Origin of the sequence: Ketogulonicigenium robustum (assembly GCF_002117445.1) — a bacterium.
Lineage (GTDB): Bacteria > Pseudomonadota > Alphaproteobacteria > Rhodobacterales > Rhodobacteraceae > Ketogulonicigenium > Ketogulonicigenium robustum.
In genome coordinates this window covers 448,614-465,000 of record NZ_CP019937.1, presented here as the reverse complement: position 1 = coordinate 465,000, position 16,387 = coordinate 448,614, and the positions used below count along the sequence as shown (strand labels likewise).

Annotated in this window: 15 protein-coding genes (1 of these 15 running past the window's edge); 6 read left to right on the top strand and 9 right to left on the bottom strand. The window is 61.1% G+C overall.

Annotated elements, in window-relative coordinates; genetic code table 11:
• Nucleotides 1-303, bottom strand: the beginning of a protein-coding gene (locus BVG79_RS02355) for a substrate-binding domain-containing protein (RefSeq protein ID WP_085785475.1). The gene continues 678 nt to the left of window position 1, outside the view; the window shows 303 of its 981 coding nt (coding positions 1-303); it begins with the start codon at nt 301-303; its stop codon lies off the left edge, out of view.
• Entirely contained in the window at nt 300-1,997 is a 1,698-nt protein-coding gene (locus tag BVG79_RS02350; RefSeq protein ID WP_085785474.1) for an alpha-glucosidase, read from the bottom strand. Before BVG79_RS02350 ends, BVG79_RS02355 begins: the two co-directional genes overlap by 4 nt.
• A 180-nt stretch (nt 1,998-2,177) precedes the next feature.
• On the opposite strand from BVG79_RS02350, the gene melA reads away from it, so the two are divergent.
• The 6 genes from melA to BVG79_RS02320 are packed head-to-tail and all read left to right on the top strand — an operon-like array spanning nt 2,178 to nt 8,487.
• Entirely contained in the window at nt 2,178-3,485 is a 1,308-nt protein-coding gene (gene melA / locus BVG79_RS02345) for an alpha-glucosidase/alpha-galactosidase (RefSeq protein WP_085785473.1), read from the top strand.
• 20 nt (nt 3,486-3,505) lie between these two features.
• Complete coding sequence (locus BVG79_RS02340; RefSeq protein ID WP_085785472.1) at nt 3,506-4,327, top strand: metallophosphoesterase family protein; 822 nt, start codon at nt 3,506-3,508, stop codon at nt 4,325-4,327.
• Nucleotides 4,324-5,472 carry an ABC transporter ATP-binding protein gene (locus BVG79_RS02335; RefSeq protein WP_198167878.1) on the top strand — a complete coding sequence of 383 codons (1,149 nt, stop codon included), beginning with the start codon at nt 4,324-4,326 and terminating at the stop codon, nt 5,470-5,472. The genes BVG79_RS02340 and BVG79_RS02335 overlap by 4 nt, the downstream gene beginning before the upstream one ends.
• The gene (locus tag BVG79_RS02330; protein WP_085785470.1) at nt 5,465-6,364 is read left to right on the top strand and encodes a carbohydrate ABC transporter permease; all 900 of its coding nucleotides are present in this window, start codon (nt 5,465-5,467) and stop codon (nt 6,362-6,364) included. The genes BVG79_RS02335 and BVG79_RS02330 overlap by 8 nt, the downstream gene beginning before the upstream one ends.
• Complete coding sequence (locus BVG79_RS02325; protein ID WP_085785469.1) at nt 6,361-7,206, top strand: carbohydrate ABC transporter permease; 846 nt, start codon at nt 6,361-6,363, stop codon at nt 7,204-7,206. Before BVG79_RS02330 ends, BVG79_RS02325 begins: the two co-directional genes overlap by 4 nt.
• A gap of 24 nt (nt 7,207-7,230) precedes the next feature.
• Complete coding sequence (locus tag BVG79_RS02320; protein ID WP_085785468.1) at nt 7,231-8,487, top strand: ABC transporter substrate-binding protein; 1,257 nt, start codon at nt 7,231-7,233, stop codon at nt 8,485-8,487.
• Between the two features lie 66 nt (nt 8,488-8,553).
• Here BVG79_RS02320 and BVG79_RS02315 read toward each other — a convergent pair whose 3' ends face one another.
• From BVG79_RS02315 to BVG79_RS02285, 7 genes are all read right to left on the bottom strand, one after another.
• Nucleotides 8,554-9,354, bottom strand: a complete 801-nt coding sequence (locus BVG79_RS02315) for a metallophosphoesterase (RefSeq protein ID WP_085785467.1) — start codon at nt 9,352-9,354, stop codon at nt 8,554-8,556.
• 23 nt (nt 9,355-9,377) lie between these two features.
• Nucleotides 9,378-10,274 carry a sugar phosphate isomerase/epimerase family protein gene (locus tag BVG79_RS02310; RefSeq protein WP_085787201.1) on the bottom strand — a complete coding sequence of 299 codons (897 nt, stop codon included), beginning with the start codon at nt 10,272-10,274 and terminating at the stop codon, nt 9,378-9,380.
• A 19-nt stretch (nt 10,275-10,293) separates the two neighbouring features.
• Nucleotides 10,294-11,382, bottom strand: coding sequence for an ABC transporter ATP-binding protein (locus BVG79_RS02305; RefSeq protein WP_085785466.1), 1,089 nt, complete (start codon nt 11,380-11,382; stop codon nt 10,294-10,296).
• 16 nt (nt 11,383-11,398) lie between these two features.
• Nucleotides 11,399-12,316 (bottom strand): ABC transporter permease subunit, encoded by a 918-nt coding sequence (locus tag BVG79_RS02300; RefSeq protein ID WP_085785465.1) that lies wholly within the window; start codon nt 12,314-12,316, stop codon nt 11,399-11,401.
• 10 nt (nt 12,317-12,326) lie between these two features.
• The gene (locus tag BVG79_RS02295; protein WP_085785464.1) at nt 12,327-13,211 is read right to left on the bottom strand and encodes an ABC transporter permease subunit; all 885 of its coding nucleotides are present in this window, start codon (nt 13,209-13,211) and stop codon (nt 12,327-12,329) included.
• 76 nt (nt 13,212-13,287) lie between these two features.
• Nucleotides 13,288-14,622, bottom strand: a complete 1,335-nt coding sequence (locus tag BVG79_RS02290; RefSeq protein ID WP_085785463.1) for an extracellular solute-binding protein — start codon at nt 14,620-14,622, stop codon at nt 13,288-13,290.
• Nucleotides 14,623-14,746: 124 nt separating this feature from the next.
• Nucleotides 14,747-16,213, bottom strand: coding sequence for a phospholipase D-like domain-containing protein (locus tag BVG79_RS02285; protein WP_085787200.1), 1,467 nt, complete (start codon nt 16,211-16,213; stop codon nt 14,747-14,749).
• Nucleotides 16,214-16,387: the final 174 nt, after the last annotated feature.

The following is a 16,387-nucleotide window of genomic DNA, read 5'->3' as shown; positions in this document are numbered from 1 at the left end:
TTCTGGGGCGTAGTTCGACTGGGCGATGATGACCCCCCGCCCTGCCCCACGGCAACGCAACTGCAAGCTGGACAACGATGTCGCGAAAACGGGGTTCGACAGCGACGGGATCAGCACCCCGATGATGGGGCGTGCACCGGTAACGGCCCCTTCGGTGCGACGGTGGTACCCCAGATCCAATGCGGCGCGGCGGACGCGATTATCCATCGCCTGGCTAACCGGACCGCTGCCGGTTAGCGCGCGACTGGCGGTGGCCAACGAACAGCCCGCAAGGGCCGCGACCTCTTGCAGTGTGACTTTCATGCGGCCTCGCCCATGAAGACCAAAGCCTCCCACGGGCGCAGCCCTTGCAACGCACCGCTATGACTGGGGGCACCCGCGATATTGCCCAACGCTAGCGGCAGTTCAGGCAGCCAGGCCCACTCGCCGCGCGGCACAAACGCCCCGCCAAGGTTTGCGACCATCACCGCCAGATGATCACCCCATTGCCGCAGCAAAACATAAAGCGACGGGTGGTCCATTTCGGCAAAACGGCAATCGCCCAGCGCAATAACAGGATTATCGTGCCGCAGTGCAATCAGCGCACGGGTATGGTGCAAGACCGAAGCCGCATCATCGCGCTGCGCCGCCACGTTTGTGACAGCATAGTCAGGGTGCAGCGGCATCCACGGGGCGACGCTGGAGAAACCGGCCCACGGCCCGTCATTCCACTGCATGGGACTGCGGGAGGTATCGCGCGCCATGGGGCGGATGCGCTGCATCACCTCCTCGGGGTCGCGGCGCGGGTCTTCGGCCATCTGGCTGTTGAAATAGTTGATCGACTGCACATCGCGCAAATCGGCGGGCGTCGGCAGGGGCAGGTTCTGCATGCCGATTTCCTCGCCCTGATAGATATAGGGCGTGCCGCGGTGCAAATGCATCACGGTCGCCAAGGCCTTGGCCGACGCAACGGGGTGCCCCACCGGATCGCCCCAACGCGACAGGATACGAGGCTGATCGTGATTGCCGAAATACAGGCTGTTCCACCCCGTATCGGCAAACCCTGTCTGCCAGCGCGCCATGACGGTTTTCAACGCGCGAAAATCCATCGGGCGCTGCTTCCAGCGGCTGCCATCCATATCGATGCCCATATGCTCGAACTGGAAAACCATATCCAACCCGCCCCCTGCCGGGTCGGTCAGCGCGCGCGCTGTCTCAACATCGGTCAGGGGGGTCTCGCCTACTGTCATCAGCGGGCGGGTCGCGTGGGACAAAACCTCGGCCTGCATTTCCTGCAAATACGGGATCAAGCGGGGGCCGTTCGCATAAAAGCGCTGGCCATTGCCCTGCGGGTCATCCGGCAGGCCGTCGGCCTTGGAAATGAAGTTGATCACATCCATCCGAAAGCCGTCGATGCCACGGTCCAGCCACCAACGCATCATGCGCCATATCTCGGCGCGCATGGCAGGGTTGGCCCAGTTCAGGTCGGGTTGGCTGCGGGCGAAGATGTGCAGATAGCTTTGCCCCGTGCGCGAATCAGGCTCCCACGCACTGCCGGAAAAGCGCGACATCCAGTTGTTCGGCGCAGTGCCGTCCTCGGGGGTGTCGCGCCAGATATACCAATCGCGCTTGGGGTCATCTCGGCTGCTGCGGGCGGCCTGAAACCACGGATGTGCATCGGATGTGTGGTTGACGACAAGATCGCTAACCAAACGCATGCCGCGCTGGTGCAACCCCGCGATCAACACATCCATATCCGCCAGCGTGCCGAAATCAGGGTCGATGTCGTGATAATCGCTGATGTCATATCCGTTGTCATCTTGCGGCGACCGGAAGACCGGCGACAGCCACACCACATCGACACCCAGCCATTTCAAATAATCCAGCCGCGCGATCAGCCCCTGCAAATCGCCAATGCCATCGCCATTGCCATCGGCAAAGCTGCGGGGCCAAACCTGATAGACAACGGCGGACTTCCACCACGCAGGCGCATCACCCTTCAAGCGGGACTGTGACATGCTGATCTCCTTTTGCGGGTGCGCATAGCGGGGCGGGGTCTCAGCCAGATGACAATTGTGGAACAGGACTGAAAATAATTTGCCGGCCGCAAAAAATGGAAAAACCCTGAAAAAGCGCGTGAATTACTGTCACCGACGCGCCCTACACCCCGAGTCGATTTCAGACACGGGACACCTCAAATGCACCACCCCCGCATCACGTTTATCGGCGCCGGCAGCACTATTTTCGCCCAGCGCTTGATCGGTGATATCCTGCTTTATCCTGCGCTGGCTGCGGCAGACATCGTGTTGCACGATATCGACCCCGCGCGGCTGGCGGAATCCGAGGCTGTCGCCCACCGCATCAACGCCACGTTGGGAACGCACGCGCGCATTACGGCAACCACCGATCTGTCGCGCGCGCTGGACGGCGCAGATTATGCGTTCAACATGATTCAGGTGGGGGGCTACCGCCCGGCCACAACGACCGACTTCGACCTGCCCAATGCGATGGGCCTGCGCCAGACGATCGGCGACACGCTGGGGATCGGTGGTATCATGCGGGGCGTGCGCAGCCTGCCCGTCCTCATCGCCATGTCGCGCGAAATGGAACGCCTCTGCCCGGATGTGCTGCACATCAATTACGGCAACCCGATGGCGATCAACTGCATCGGCCTCAACCGTGCCAGCCCCATCCGCACTGTCGGTCTATGCCATTCGGTGCGCAATACGACGCGCGATCTGGCGCAGGATCTGGGCATTCCAGCAGACCAGATCGACTATCTGGTCGCAGGCGTGAACCACATGGCATTCTTTCTGAAACTGCAGCACAAAGGCCGTGACCTATACCCCGCGCTGGATCAGGTTATTGCCGAAGGGCGCATCCCGCCGAACAACCGCGTGCGTTATGACGTCTACCAGCGCTTTGGCCGCTTTGTTACCGAAAGCTCGGAACATTTCGCAGAATATGTGCCGTGGTACATCAAGCGCGACCGCCCCGACCTGATCGAGGCCTTCAACATCCCGCTGGATGAATATCCCCGCCGCTGCGAGGCGCAAATCGCCGCATGGCAGGACATGTCGCAGGCCCTGCGTGATCCCGAAACGCCGCTATCTGTGCGCAAATCGGCCGAATACGGCGCCGAGATCATCGATTCGATCGAAACCGGCACCCCCCGCGTTATCTATGGCAACGTCATCAATACGGGCCTGATCGACAATTTGCCCGCCGCAGCCTGCGTCGAGGTGCCCTGCCTGGTCGACAGCCAAGGGGTGCAGCCGACCGCAATCGGCGCGCTGCCGCTGGAGCTGGCTTGCCTGATGCAGACGCAAGTCAACGTGCAGCTGCTAACCGCCGAAGCTGTCCTAAGCGGGCGCAAAGACCACATTGTGCAGGCCGCCCTGCTGGACCCCCACACAGCAGCAGAGCTGGACCCTGCCCAGATCTCAACCTTGGTCGATGCCCTGCTGGCGGCGCATGGCCCGCTGATCCCCGCCGCGCTGCGCTGAAACACCAACCACGAAGAGCCATGAAAATTATCCAAATCACCGACACGCATTTCAGCCCCGAAATGCCCTATTTCAATGGCAATCTGGCGCCGCTGGCCGCTTGGATCGCCGCTAGCGGGGCCGACATCGTCATTCATACCGGCGACATCAGCGTCGACGGCGCGCTGCGTCCGAAAGAGCTGACCGACGCGATCACAGCCTTGCGCGCATCAATCGACCTGCCCTTACTAGTGGTACCGGGGAACCACGACATCGGGCACTTGGCAGATGTAACGCCTGCGCGCATTGCCGCATGGCACACCGCTGTCGGCCCCGACCGCTGGGTCCATGACCAAGACGGCTGGCGCCTGATCGGCCTCAATGCCCTGCTGATCGGGTCGAACCTACCAGAGGAGGCCGCGCAAATTGCATGGCTGACCGAGAGGTTGGAACAAAGCGGCGAGCTGCGGACGGCCATCTTCGCCCATTGCCCCCTGTTCATGCACGATGCTAACGAAGGCGACACGGGCTACTGGGCTGCCCCACCCGCCGCGCGGCAGTCCTTGCTGGCGCTGTGCGAAAAGCACGGCGTCGCCCTTTATGCGTCGGGCCATACACACCGCGCGCAGTTGCAGCACCATCAATCCATGGCACTGGTCTGGGCACCGCCCGCAGGATTTCTGGTGCGCGATTATGTCGATGATGTACCCGGCGCCAATATACTGGGCGCGGCGCTGCACATCCTGGGCGACGACGTTCAAAGCACGCTGATCGCCGTCCCCGGATTGCGGCCAAACTGGTTGGACGATGTGATGGACACCGTCTACCCCGGCACAGATACCGTCCGCAGGCCCGCGCCATGAGCAGCGCTACAATGGCCAACACGGGTCACCTTGTCATTGCCGGCCTACGCAAAGGTTTTGCCGACACCCAAGTTTTGGGCGGTATCGATCTGCAGGTTGATGCGGGCGAATTCATCGCACTCGTGGGCCCGTCGGGCTGCGGAAAGTCGACATTACTGCGCATCATCGCGGGGCTTGAAAGTGCCGACAGCGGTACGCTCACCCTCGATGGGCAGGACTTGACGGGGCTTGGAACGGCCGATCGCAACATTGCAATGGTGTTCCAGTCCTACGCCCTCTACCCCCACCTGACCGCTGGGCAGAACATGGCCGTCCCACTGATGATGCGGCGGCTTAGCGCGCTGGCGCGCCTTCCATTTGTCGGTGCGATGGTGCGCGGGCGCGCTGCCGTCTTGTCAGCCATCCGCGCCGAAGTGAATCAGATGGCCGAAACGCTGAAAATCGCACATCTTTTAGCGCGCAAACCCGGCCAGATGTCTGGCGGCCAACGCCAGCGTGTGGCGCTGGGACGCGCGATGGTGCGACGCCCTGCCCTGTTCCTGATGGACGAGCCCCTCTCGAACCTCGATGCGAACCTGCGCGTTCATGCGCGCGGCGAAATCGTCGAGATGCACCGGCGCTCAGGGGTTCCCACGCTGTACGTCACCCACGATCAGGCAGAGGCCCTGTCGATGGCCGACCGTGTCGCGGTCATGATCGGCGGCGCAGTGCTGCAGATCGCGCCGCCGCGCGAAATTTACGACAACCCGACGCATATCGAAGTGGCGCGTTTTATCGGCCAACCGCAGATCAACCTGATCCCTGCCAGCGTCACAGGGGGCACAATACAGGTTGGGGCGCACATCTTTGGCCGCGTCTCGGCACCCGACGGCCCCATCAGCCTTGGCATTCGCCCCGAACATCTGCGCCCCGCACAAAACGGACTGCCCGCCATTGTCGCACGCGTGGAATTTTTGGGGGCCGAGGTCGTCCTGCACTGTCGCACGCTGTCGGGCGCCGTCGCCTTGCAGGCGCAAATGCCCCCCGCCGATGCAGCCAATTGGGCCGCAGGCGACGCCATAACGCTGGCCGCCCCCGCCCACCACATTCTTGCCTTCGCCGCGAACGGCCACCGCGTGACCGCACCGGTGCATCACCATGCGTAGCCCGCCTCATGACCCCCTGCTGCGACGGGAAAGCCGTGCCGCCCAGCTGCTGGTCAGCCCCGCCGCATTGCTTTTCACCGTCTTCATCCTGATCCCGCTGTTGGCGGTCATCGCATTCAGCTTGACTGACTACCAGCTGGGCTATCGCGGACTGCGCTTTGTGGGCCTAGAAAACTATGCCGAGCTGTGGTCCGACCGCACATTCCGCCGGTCGCTGCAAAACACCGCCCTCTACACCGCCATCGTCGCGCCGCTCTCGATCGGGTTGGCGCTGGTGCTAGCGCTGCTGATCGAGGCAGAGCCAATAGGACGCAGTTTCTTCCGAACCGCGTTCTTCCTTCCCGTCGCATCGCTGATCGTCGCCATGGCGACGGTGTGGCAATACCTGTTCCACCCCACCATCGGCCCGATCAACGCCGCGCTGGCGATGTTCGGCATCGCAGGGCCCAGCTGGCTGGCAAAGTCGGGGTCTGTGCTGTGGTCGCTGTCGATCATCGGCGTGTGGCAATCGGTCGGGTTCAATCTGGTGATCTTCCTTGCGGGGCTGACAGCTATTCCCCGCGATCTTTACGCGGCGGCCGAAGTCGACGGGGCCAAATCCGCGCTCGACCGGTTCCGGCTGGTCACGTGGCCGATGCTGGGGCCGACGACGCTATTTGTCACAACCATCAGCGTCATCAACGCCGTCAAAGTCTTTGAAACCGTCAAAACCCTGACCGAAGGCGGCCCGAACAAAGCCTCCGAGGTCCTGCTCTTCACGATCTACCAAGAGGGGTTTGTTTATCTGCGCGTCGGTTACGCCTCGGCAATGACGGTGGTGTTTCTGGTGATCCTCGTCGGGCTGATGGTGTTGCAATACCGCACGCAAGACAAAGGGGTGCACTATAAATGAGCCGCCGTCCCACACGCCGCTTTTCAGTCGCGCGCGCCTTTCGTCTTGCGATCCTCATCTTTTTCGCGGCGCTATTTCTGGCCCCATACGCCTTCATGCTGTCCACCGCCGGCAAGCCCCAAAGCGAGATTTTCTCGGCCACGCTAAACCTGTTTCCGCAGACGGTGTCCTATGCAGAAAACTTCGCCCGCGCCCTATCACGCATCGACATAGGCCGGCTGCTGGTCAACGGGGTCATCGTCTGCGCGGCGATCTTCGTCGTGCAAGTGCTGGTTGCCATTCCTTGCGCCTATGCCATGGCAAAACTGCGTTTCGGCGCGGCGCGCGTCATGATGGTCATGGTGCTGCTGGGGCTGTTGGTGCCGATCCACGCGACGGCACTGCCGATCTATGTCGGCTTTGCAAATGTCGGGCTGCTGAACAGCTACACCGCGCTGGTCGCCCCCTTTACGATATCGGTCTTCGGTATCTTCCTGTTCCTGCAATTCTTCCGCGCCCTGCCTGACGACCTGATCCACGCGGCGCGGATGGATGGGATGGGCGATCTGGGCATTATCGCCCGTGTCGTCGTCCCCAACGCTTGGCCCGCAGTGACGGCCTTCGCCATTTTCTCGGTCGTGGCCCACTGGAACGACCTGTACTGGCCGCTGATCGTCACTTCGGATCAAGCCTATGCGACCCCGCCCCTTGGCCTGCTGTATTTCCGCGCCGCCGAATCCGGCGACGATTACGGCGCCCTGATGGCGGCAACCTTGATGATCACCCTGCCACTTGTCGCGCTTTTCCTGCTGGCGCAGCGAAAATTCGTCGAGGGCATCACCATGACCGGTCTCAAAGGCTGACCGGCCCTCCTTAAAGAGAGCACAATGACACTGAAATCCATTCTAACCGCCACGGCTATGCTATGTTTGCCCCTTGCGGCGCAGGCTGACACGACACTGACGGTCCACTACCCGATGCCCGGTTTCTTCAAGGACGTGATGGACAACATCTCGGCCAAGTTCATGGAGGAAAACCCCGACATCCACATTGAATTCGCAACACCTTCGGCCAATTATGAAGAGGGTATCCAGCTGATCATGCGTCAGGCCGGAACCGCCGCAATGCCCGACATCACCTTTATCGGGTTGAACCGCCTGCGCATGCTGTCGGAACGCGACATCACGGTCGACCTCGGCCCGTTGATCGAAGCCGAAGGCGACATGGAATCCCTCGGCTTTACGGACACCATCCTGAATCTCGCGCGGGTTGGCGACAAGCAGGTCGGGCTGGCTTTCGCGACATCGAACCCCATCATGTATTATAACGCAGACCTGTTTCGCGCCGCTGGCCTCGACCCCGACCAGCCGCCCGCAACGTGGGACGACGTGATCGCCGCCGCCGCCCGTATTGACGCCTTGGGCGACGGGGTCGAAAGCATCGATTTCCGCTGGCAAGGCGCCGACTGGATGTTTTCGGCGCTGCTGTTCGGTGCAGGCGGCACCATGCTGTCGGAAGACGAAACGCAAGTCGCGTTCGACGGCCCCGCAGGCCTTGCATCCTTCGATTTGCTGGCCCGGATGGTCAACGAAGGGGGTATGCCCGCATTTACTGAACAGGCCGGCGCGCAGGCCTTTGCAGCAGGCAAGGTCGGGTTCTCGTTCCAATCGACAGGGGCCCTGCGTTCGACCATCAACGCCGTTGGCGACCGGTTCGATCTGCGCACAGCCGCCATCCCGCGCCTTGATGCCGAAAACGGCCGCCTGCCGACAGGCGGCAATGCTGTGGTCATCCTGACGCAAGACGCCGAAAAGCAGGCCGCCGCGTGGCGCTTTGCCAAGTTCGCCGCCGGCCCCTATGGCGCGTCTGTGGTTGTCCCCGGCACCGGCTATGTCCCCAACAACGCACTGGCCGCCACCTCGCCCGACTATCTTGGCGCGTTCTACCCTGAAAACCCGCTGTTTCAGGCAGGCCTGAACCAAATGTCGCTGATGGTGCCGTGGTATGCATTCCCGGGCGACAATTCGGTCCGCGTCACGAATGCCATCGTAGATGCGTCGGCCCAAGTCGTTGAAGGGACCGCAACCCCGGCCGAGGCGCTGCAAGAAGCCGCCGACACCGTGCGCCGGCTGCTACCGCACTAAAAGACCAGCACCCCAAACGCAAAAAAGGGCCGGAAACCTCCGGCCCTTTTCCTATGTCTGCCCACGTTATTTGACGTGGGTATGGATCAGCTGGTTGTTGTTCAAAAAGTCGTCGAACAGAACCGTGGTGCGATCTGCCGTGCCCTCGACCACGGCGAACTGCCCCGGGCCATCGAAACATTCGACAGGCCGGTCGGGCTTGCCCACATCGAAACCGACCGAGTAGTGCCCGCCCGCCAGCGTGCAAAAGGGAACCCCCTGCCACACGGCGCACGAGGTCACATGCACGTGCCCGGCGATGACTTGGCGCACATCAGGGTGGGTTTTCAGGGCCTGCAAAAATGCCTCGGGCGCAAGCAGCGCGATACGGTCGGCATGCGTGTTCAGTAGGCTGGCATGGTGATGCATGACGACGATCACGGGTTGCGATGCGGCCTCGGCCAACCGCGCGGTCAGCCATTCGATCTGTACATCAGAAAGGCGCCCCGCGACCAGATCAGGCTCGGATGTATCAAGAATGATGATCCGATACCCTTTCACATCGATGACTCTATCGACCTTGCGGGTTTGAGGGTTGGCCATGGCGTCGCCAAAAACCTGCAGGAACGTCTCGCGGTTATCGTGGTTTCCCAGTGTCATATGGACGGGCACGGGCATATCGACCAACAGATCCTGCAGCTGCTCATAGGCGCCTTGCTGCCCCAGATCGGCCAGATCACCGGCCAAAATGCAAAAATCGATGTCGTCATACCGCTGCACCACGGTCTCGATCGCTTTGCGCAGACGCGCGGCGGTATCAAGGCCCATCGATAGCCCGCCGGGGGGCATCAGGTGGATGTCGCTCATCACGATGAATTTGAGGCTCATATCTCTCTCGGAGGTTGGGGAAATTAAATGCTGGCGTTCAGCGCCATCAGGCGCTGCGCGTCGCGCAGGGTTTGCGGGCGTTCGGCGCTGTGACGGCGGCTTATTTCCATCATCAGCACCGTTTCGGGCAAAAAGCGGTGGGTGGTGAAAATCCTGTCCCAGTCGATGCTGCCCCAGCCCATCGGCAGGTGCAGATCGCCAATGCCCAGCGCGACAGCCTCGCGACCGCTGGCCTCGGGATACAGTCGGTGATGCAGCCCGAAACTGTCATGCACGTGCAAATGGCCTGCCACGGGCGCCATCTCGGCGACCTGCTGGTAGAAATCCAAGCCGCGATAGGTCGATTCGATGTAAGCGTGGCTGAAATCGATGGTTGCACACAAATGGGGGTGGGCAATCTCGCGCACTGTCCGGGCCACTTCGGCGGGCGTTTTCCGGTACTGCCCTTCTGCGGTGGTAAAGATGTTCTCAAGGGCGATGTGCACGCCCAAAGGCGCAGCGTGTTCGGCCAAAGTAAACAGATTTCCCGCCTCGCGCCCGTCTGCGCCCGCGCGATCGGCAACCTGATGGGCCGCCAGATAGCCGCTATGCTGCACCAGAACCCGCGCACCGATCATGTTGCAAAACTCGGCCAGACGTTTTGCGACTTCCAGCTGATACATGTCATGCGCCGGATCCATCAGATTGGATGATACCAACCCATGCACGGTGTAGCGAAAGGCGAAGCCGCGCAGCATAGCCAGCAGGCGATCCAGCCGCTGCGGGACGAAACGACCGCCCGCGATGAATTCGACACTGGAAATGCGCAGCTCGACGGTATCGACGCCGATATCGGCCAAGGCGTGCAGTTGCGCGCACAGGCTATCGATTTCGCCGTCAGTGCTCTCGGCATTGAAGCCGGTTGCGATAAGATGACCCACGGGCCCCTCCGATAGATGGTTATTGTACTGGAATGCGGCGGCCGTCGACATGGCTGAACAGCTGCACTGCATTTGCCGCCAATTCGAGGTGAAGCGGCGCGCCGCGCGTCAGGCGGTCTTTGCTGCGGTCTTCGATGGCAATCGTCGTCCCCGCCAGATCGGCATAGATGATCCGCGCGCCGCCCAAATCTTCGATGTAATCGACGCTGGCGGTCACGCTGTGGGCGCAAGGCGCGTCCAACCGCAAGATGCGCTCAGGGCGGATCCCCAGTGACACAGGGGCTTGGCCAACGCGGCTGCCCACGCTTTGGCCGACGCCCTGCAAACGCACGACCCCGTTTGTGCCGTGGCGGAACTGCCCATCCCCGTCAAAGGCCCCCTGAATAAGGTTCATCGCCGGCGCACCGATAAAATCGGCCACGAACAGGCTTGCCGGATGATCGTAAACCTCGGACGGGGTGCCGATCTGCTCGACCCGACCGCCATTCATAATCACCAACCGATCGGCCAGCGTCATGGCCTCGGTCTGGTCATGGGTGACGAAAACCGATGTCACACCAAGGCGGCGGTGAAGATTGCGCACTTCGGCGCGCATCGCCACGCGCAACTTGGCATCTAGGTTGGAGAACGGCTCGTCGAACAAAAAGACCTTGGGTTCGCGCACCATGGCGCGCGCCATCGCCACACGCTGCCGCTGCCCGCCCGACAACTCGCCCGGCTTGCGATCCAAAAATGCATCAAGGCCCACGGCCTTGGCCACATCGCGCACCTTGGCATCGCGTTCAGACCGACCAACGCCGGCCACACGCAGCGCATAGCCGATGTTCTGCGCCACGCTCATGTGCGGATAGAGGGCGTAGTTCTGGAACACCATGGCGCAGCCGCGCTCGCGTGGCTCTAGCGTATTGACGACGCGGCCCCCGATCGCGATCTCGCCGCCGGTGATCCCTTCAAGGCCCGCGATCATACGCAGCAAGGTAGATTTACCGCACCCCGATGGCCCAAGGATCACGATGAACTCGCCCGCCGCGATATCCATATCCACACCATGGATGACATCGGTTTTATTATAGCGTTTGTGAACGCCGCGAAATGCAATTTCACTCATGTCAAAGTCGCCTTGTCTACTTGTCGCGCGTGATCAGGCCGCGCACGAACCAGCGCTGCATGAAAGCGACGATTAAAAGGGGGGGAAGCATGATGATCAGCGCGCCGGCCATGGTCACGTTCCAGTCGGGAAGACCGAATTCGGCGGGGATCAATGCTTTTAGCTGCATGACCGCGGTGCCATAATTGGCGCGGTCGGTGGTGATCAGCAGGGGCCAAAGATATTGGTTCCAGCTTGCCACAAACATGATGGTCGCCAGCGCCAGCATATTCGTGCGCGACAGCGGCAGCAGCACCTCGACCAGAAAGCGCACAGGGCCCGCGCCGTCCATTTTCGACGCTTCGACCAGCTCGTCCGGGATGGTCATAAAGAACTGGCGGTACAGGAACGTGCCGGTCGCCGTCGCCACCAATGGCAAGATCAACCCCGTGTAGGAATTAAGCATGTTCCATTCGAGGCCGATACGCACCCCCGACACAGCCGCAATCAGCCCCGTCACGCCCGTCACATCCAAAATGGCCTGAAAGGGCTGCAACGCATTCGCGGCAACCGAATAGGTCGGCACGATGCGCACTTCTAGCGGCAGCATCAGCGTGATGAAGATCAACCAAAAGCACAGCATGCGCGCACGGAAGGTAAAAAACACGATGGCAAAGGCCGACATCGCTGCCAGCACGATCTTGCCCGCCGTGACCCACGCGGCCACGACGAACGAATTCATCATCTTGCGCCCCAGATCACCACGATCCCAAGCGGTCTGCAAATTGTCCCACAAATGCCCCGATGGGGTCAGCCCGATGGGCACCTGGTTCACCTCTTGCACGGTCATCGACCCCGCAACAAAGGTGATCCAAAACGGCACCAGCACAACAATCGCGCCCAAAATCATCGCGGCATAGGTGACGGCATCAAAAAACGGCGAGCGTTCGATCATGGCTTGTCTCTCAGTTATAATGAACGCGCCGCTCGACCCAGCGGAACTGGACAAAGGTCAGCGCCATGACCAGCAGCATCAGCACGATCGACTGCGCCGCAGCGCCCGAATAATCGAGGCCTTTGAACCCGTCGTAATACAGCTTGTAGACCATAACCTGCGTCTGCCCGACGGGCCCGCCCTCGGTCATGGTGTCGATCAGGCCGAAGCTGTCCGTGAAGCTGGAAATGATGTTCATGATCAGCAAGAAAAATGCAGTTGGCGCGATCAGCGGCAACTGTAGATCAATCATCCGCCGCCACGGCCGCGCGCCGTCCATGGCCCCCGCCTCGCTGATCGAGCGGGGGATCATTTGCAGTGCGGCCAAGAAGAAGACGAAGTTATAACCGATCCCCAGCCAAGCGTGACAAATCATCACCATGACCAACGCCTGCAGCCCGTTCGTTGCAGGGTCCCACAGGCCCGGCCACAGCTGGTTAACGCCCCCGACAAGCCCCGCTTCGGGGGCAAAAATAAAGCGGAACGCCACGCCCGCCGCTGGTGCGGCAATGGCATAGGGCCACACAAAAATAGATTGAAAAATCTTCGACCCCTTCAGGACCCGATCGGCAAAGACCGCCAGCATCAACGCGACCCCCATCGAGATCGCCGTCGTCACCGCGGCGTATACCGCGCTGCGCAGCACCGTCGCCCAATAGATCCGGTCGGCAAAAATCGCCCTGAAATTATCGAGGCCCACCCACTCGTTCCCGCCGCCCCAAGGCCGCTCGAGAGTGAAGGCCCAAAACAGGGCCTGTGATGCCGGCCAATAAAAGAAGACGAAAACAAGCATTAGCTGGGGGGCCAGCAGCAGCCACGGCAGCCACTTGTTCTTGTAGGTTGATCGACGATCCATACGTCATGATCCCCGTTGCGAAAAGTCGAATAGCCCAAGGGGGGACCCCCTTGGGCACTGGTTCATTCGGGATGGATCAGGGCAGCTGAACGCCGTTGTAGGTGCGTTCAAAGCGGCGCAGAACTTCGTTTCCACGCGCTGCCGTTTCATCAAGCGCAGTCTGCACCGGCACATCGCTGAACAAGACCGACTGCATCATCTCACCCAGTTGGGTGCGAATGCTGTTGAAGTTACCCAGCCGCAGGCCGCGTGTGTTTTCGGTAGGTGCAGTTGCCGTCAGACTGGCAATCGCAAGTTCCCGCCCCTTGAACGGAGCCGCGTCGTAGAAACCGCTTTCGCTCAGGGCTTGGAAGGCCGAATTTGTAACCGGAATATATCCTGTCACAGTAGACCACCAACGCGCCTGCTCGGGATCGGCAATAAAGGCATAAAACGCGGCCGCGCCTTTGTATTCCTCGGGCGATTTCCCCTGCAGCGTCCACAGCGACGCCCCGCCCACAACAGAATTGGTGCGCGTTGTGCCTTCCCAGATCGGCAGCATCGCAGCGGTCCACTGGACCCCTTCTGCAGATTGGGTACTAAAGGTACCATGATCAGCGATCGATGACGACGAGATCTGGCAGTGCCCTTGCATAAAGGCCTCGTTCGCGGTCTCACCGGCGGTGCGCGATTTGTGCACCATCAGCCCGTTGTCATAAAGGCGCTTATAGAATGCGACTTGGTCGACCATGGCATTTCGGTTGAACACCAGCTCGGCATCCAGCCCCTCATAACCATTACCGCGGTTGGCCAGCGGAATATCGGCAACCATCGCAGCCTGTTCGAACCACTGCCAAATACCCGTGGGGTCAAACGCGATCGGGCACTCATAGCCAGCGTCCTTCATGCGCTGGGCCACGTCCTCGACCTGTTCCCATGTCTCGGGCACGCCGTCGAACCCCACATCGGCCAGCGCGCCGGTGTTGTAATAGATAACCGCGGTCGAGCTGTTGAACGGCATCGATAGCATCTCGCCCTGCGATGTCGCATAATAGGCAGCAATGCCGGGGAAGTAGTCCGACCAATCGATGTCGTAGCCGTTTTCTTCCATCAGCTGACGCACGGGGACATAAGCGCCCGACAGCATCAGATCCAGCGTGCCGCCATCCGAGATCTGCGAAATGGTAGGCTGCATGTTCGCACGAAACGCTGCGATCGTGGCCTGCAGGTTGTTTTCATAGGTGTCTTGGCTGATGCACTTGATTTCGTAGTCATCTTGCGCGGCGTTGAACGACTGGCACATCTCTTGGATGCGGTTCGACAGATCACCCGACAAACCATACCAGAATTCGAATGTGGTTTTGGCCGAGGCAGGCAGCGCAATCGCCGTCGCAATCAACGAGGTCGCGCACAAAAGGCGGGAAATAGACATGGACAGAAAACTCCGGTTAGGCCGTGTGGCGCGGCCTGACTAGGGAGATTCTGTGTCAAGAATCGGTCGAGATTTTCATAGCATTTCCATGACAAGCCGCAGGCGCGGCCAGCCCTGAAAAGCCTCAGCGCCGCGTAAAACGGCGCTTCAGCCGCGACCAGCCTTTAAACAACCCGCGCTTTGCGGGGCTTTCGAATATCTCGTCGGGCCCGTTCGGGTCGAGGATCTCGTTCTCGGCCAGCCATTCCTCGGCGGCCGACAGGGTCGGGATCTGGTAAGGCACCAAGCTGCGCCCGTCGCCGCGCATCGATTCAATCGTGGCGATCAGGCTGCCGGTCTGCGCCAAGGTCGCGGCGACCTGATCGGCCGATACGCCCAAATGCTCGCCCAACAGATCATTGCGCAGCACCGCGATTTCGTCGGTCAGGTGCGCATTGCCGCTGGTCGCCGCGTCCAAAATGATGTCGCATTCCGTGTCCAGCCGCATCGAGCGGTTGTTGAAATTCGATGAGCCCACGCGCAAAATCGTATCATCCATAACCGTCACCTTGGCATGGACGTAAATGTCCTGCCGCTGTTCGGTGACAGGGTGATACAGCCGCAAACGCCCATGGCGGTCGATCTTTTGCAACGCCTCGACCAGCTTGGCGCGGGCGGTGTCCATGGCGATCGGCTCTAGCCAGCCATCGGCGGTTTTAGGGTTGATAATGACGATCTCGGGCGGATCGTCCTCGATTAACCGCTCGGCAATGGCGTGGGCAATGCGGCGCGAGGCGAAATACTGGCTTTCGGCATAAATCACGTTTCGCGCACGGGCGATCATGTCGATCCAGGCATCCTCGATTTCGCGCACGGGGGTCTGATCGTCCATCTTCGGAATTGTCCGCGCGATGCCCAGGCGCATGTCGCTGAAGGTCGGCTGCAAACTGTCGGGCCAGCAATCGTGGGCGTGATCGCAGGGCTGCAGCGCCTCGCCGGTGGCGGCCAGCCAGCGGGCGCGCGCCAGATCGCCAATCGCGCGCGCGGCCTGCCCGTCGAACGCGCTGGTCGCGTCGTGCCACGGCCCCTGCGGGCGACCGCTAGGGCTTTTGCGGCGCGGGTCGTCATCCAAGTGCGCGCGGGTATCCCACCGCTGCATCGTCATATCGATACCGCCTGCGAAGGCGATACTGTCGTCGATCACCACAATCTTTTGGTGGTGCGACGCGACGGGCGGGTGCTTGCCATCCAGTGTAAGTGTGATGCGCGGGTGCGCCTTCCAGCGCAAAATCGTCAGCATCGTGTCACCCCGAAAGATCGCTTTCAGTGCGCCGATATCCCACCGCAACAACCTGATCTGCAGCGACGGCGTGCGATCGGCCAGCCACAAGATGAAATCGCCCAAGCGTTCCGGCCCGCCATCGCCCCCCTCGCCCAGCGTGATGCGCGTATCGAAGTCCCACCCGATCAGCATGACCGAATGCTGCGCCTTCAGCAGCGCCTCGCGGACGGCGACGAAGTAATCGGCCCCGTCGACGATAAGTGTGAAGCGGTCAGCGTGTTCGGTGCGCCACGACAGCGGCCTCAAATCTGGATGGTCTTGTTGCGGCATGGGGCCCATCTTGGAAAATTTCGCGTCGCTATATCGCGGTAATTATACGTGTATTGCAGCCAAGTTCAGGCGCTATTTTCGTATGATGCGCGTTTTGGGCGATGCCGCAATAAACCCGCGGACCGGTGCCCACAAAGCAACCACGCGCACCGCACCACGCCACAAACGCACGAA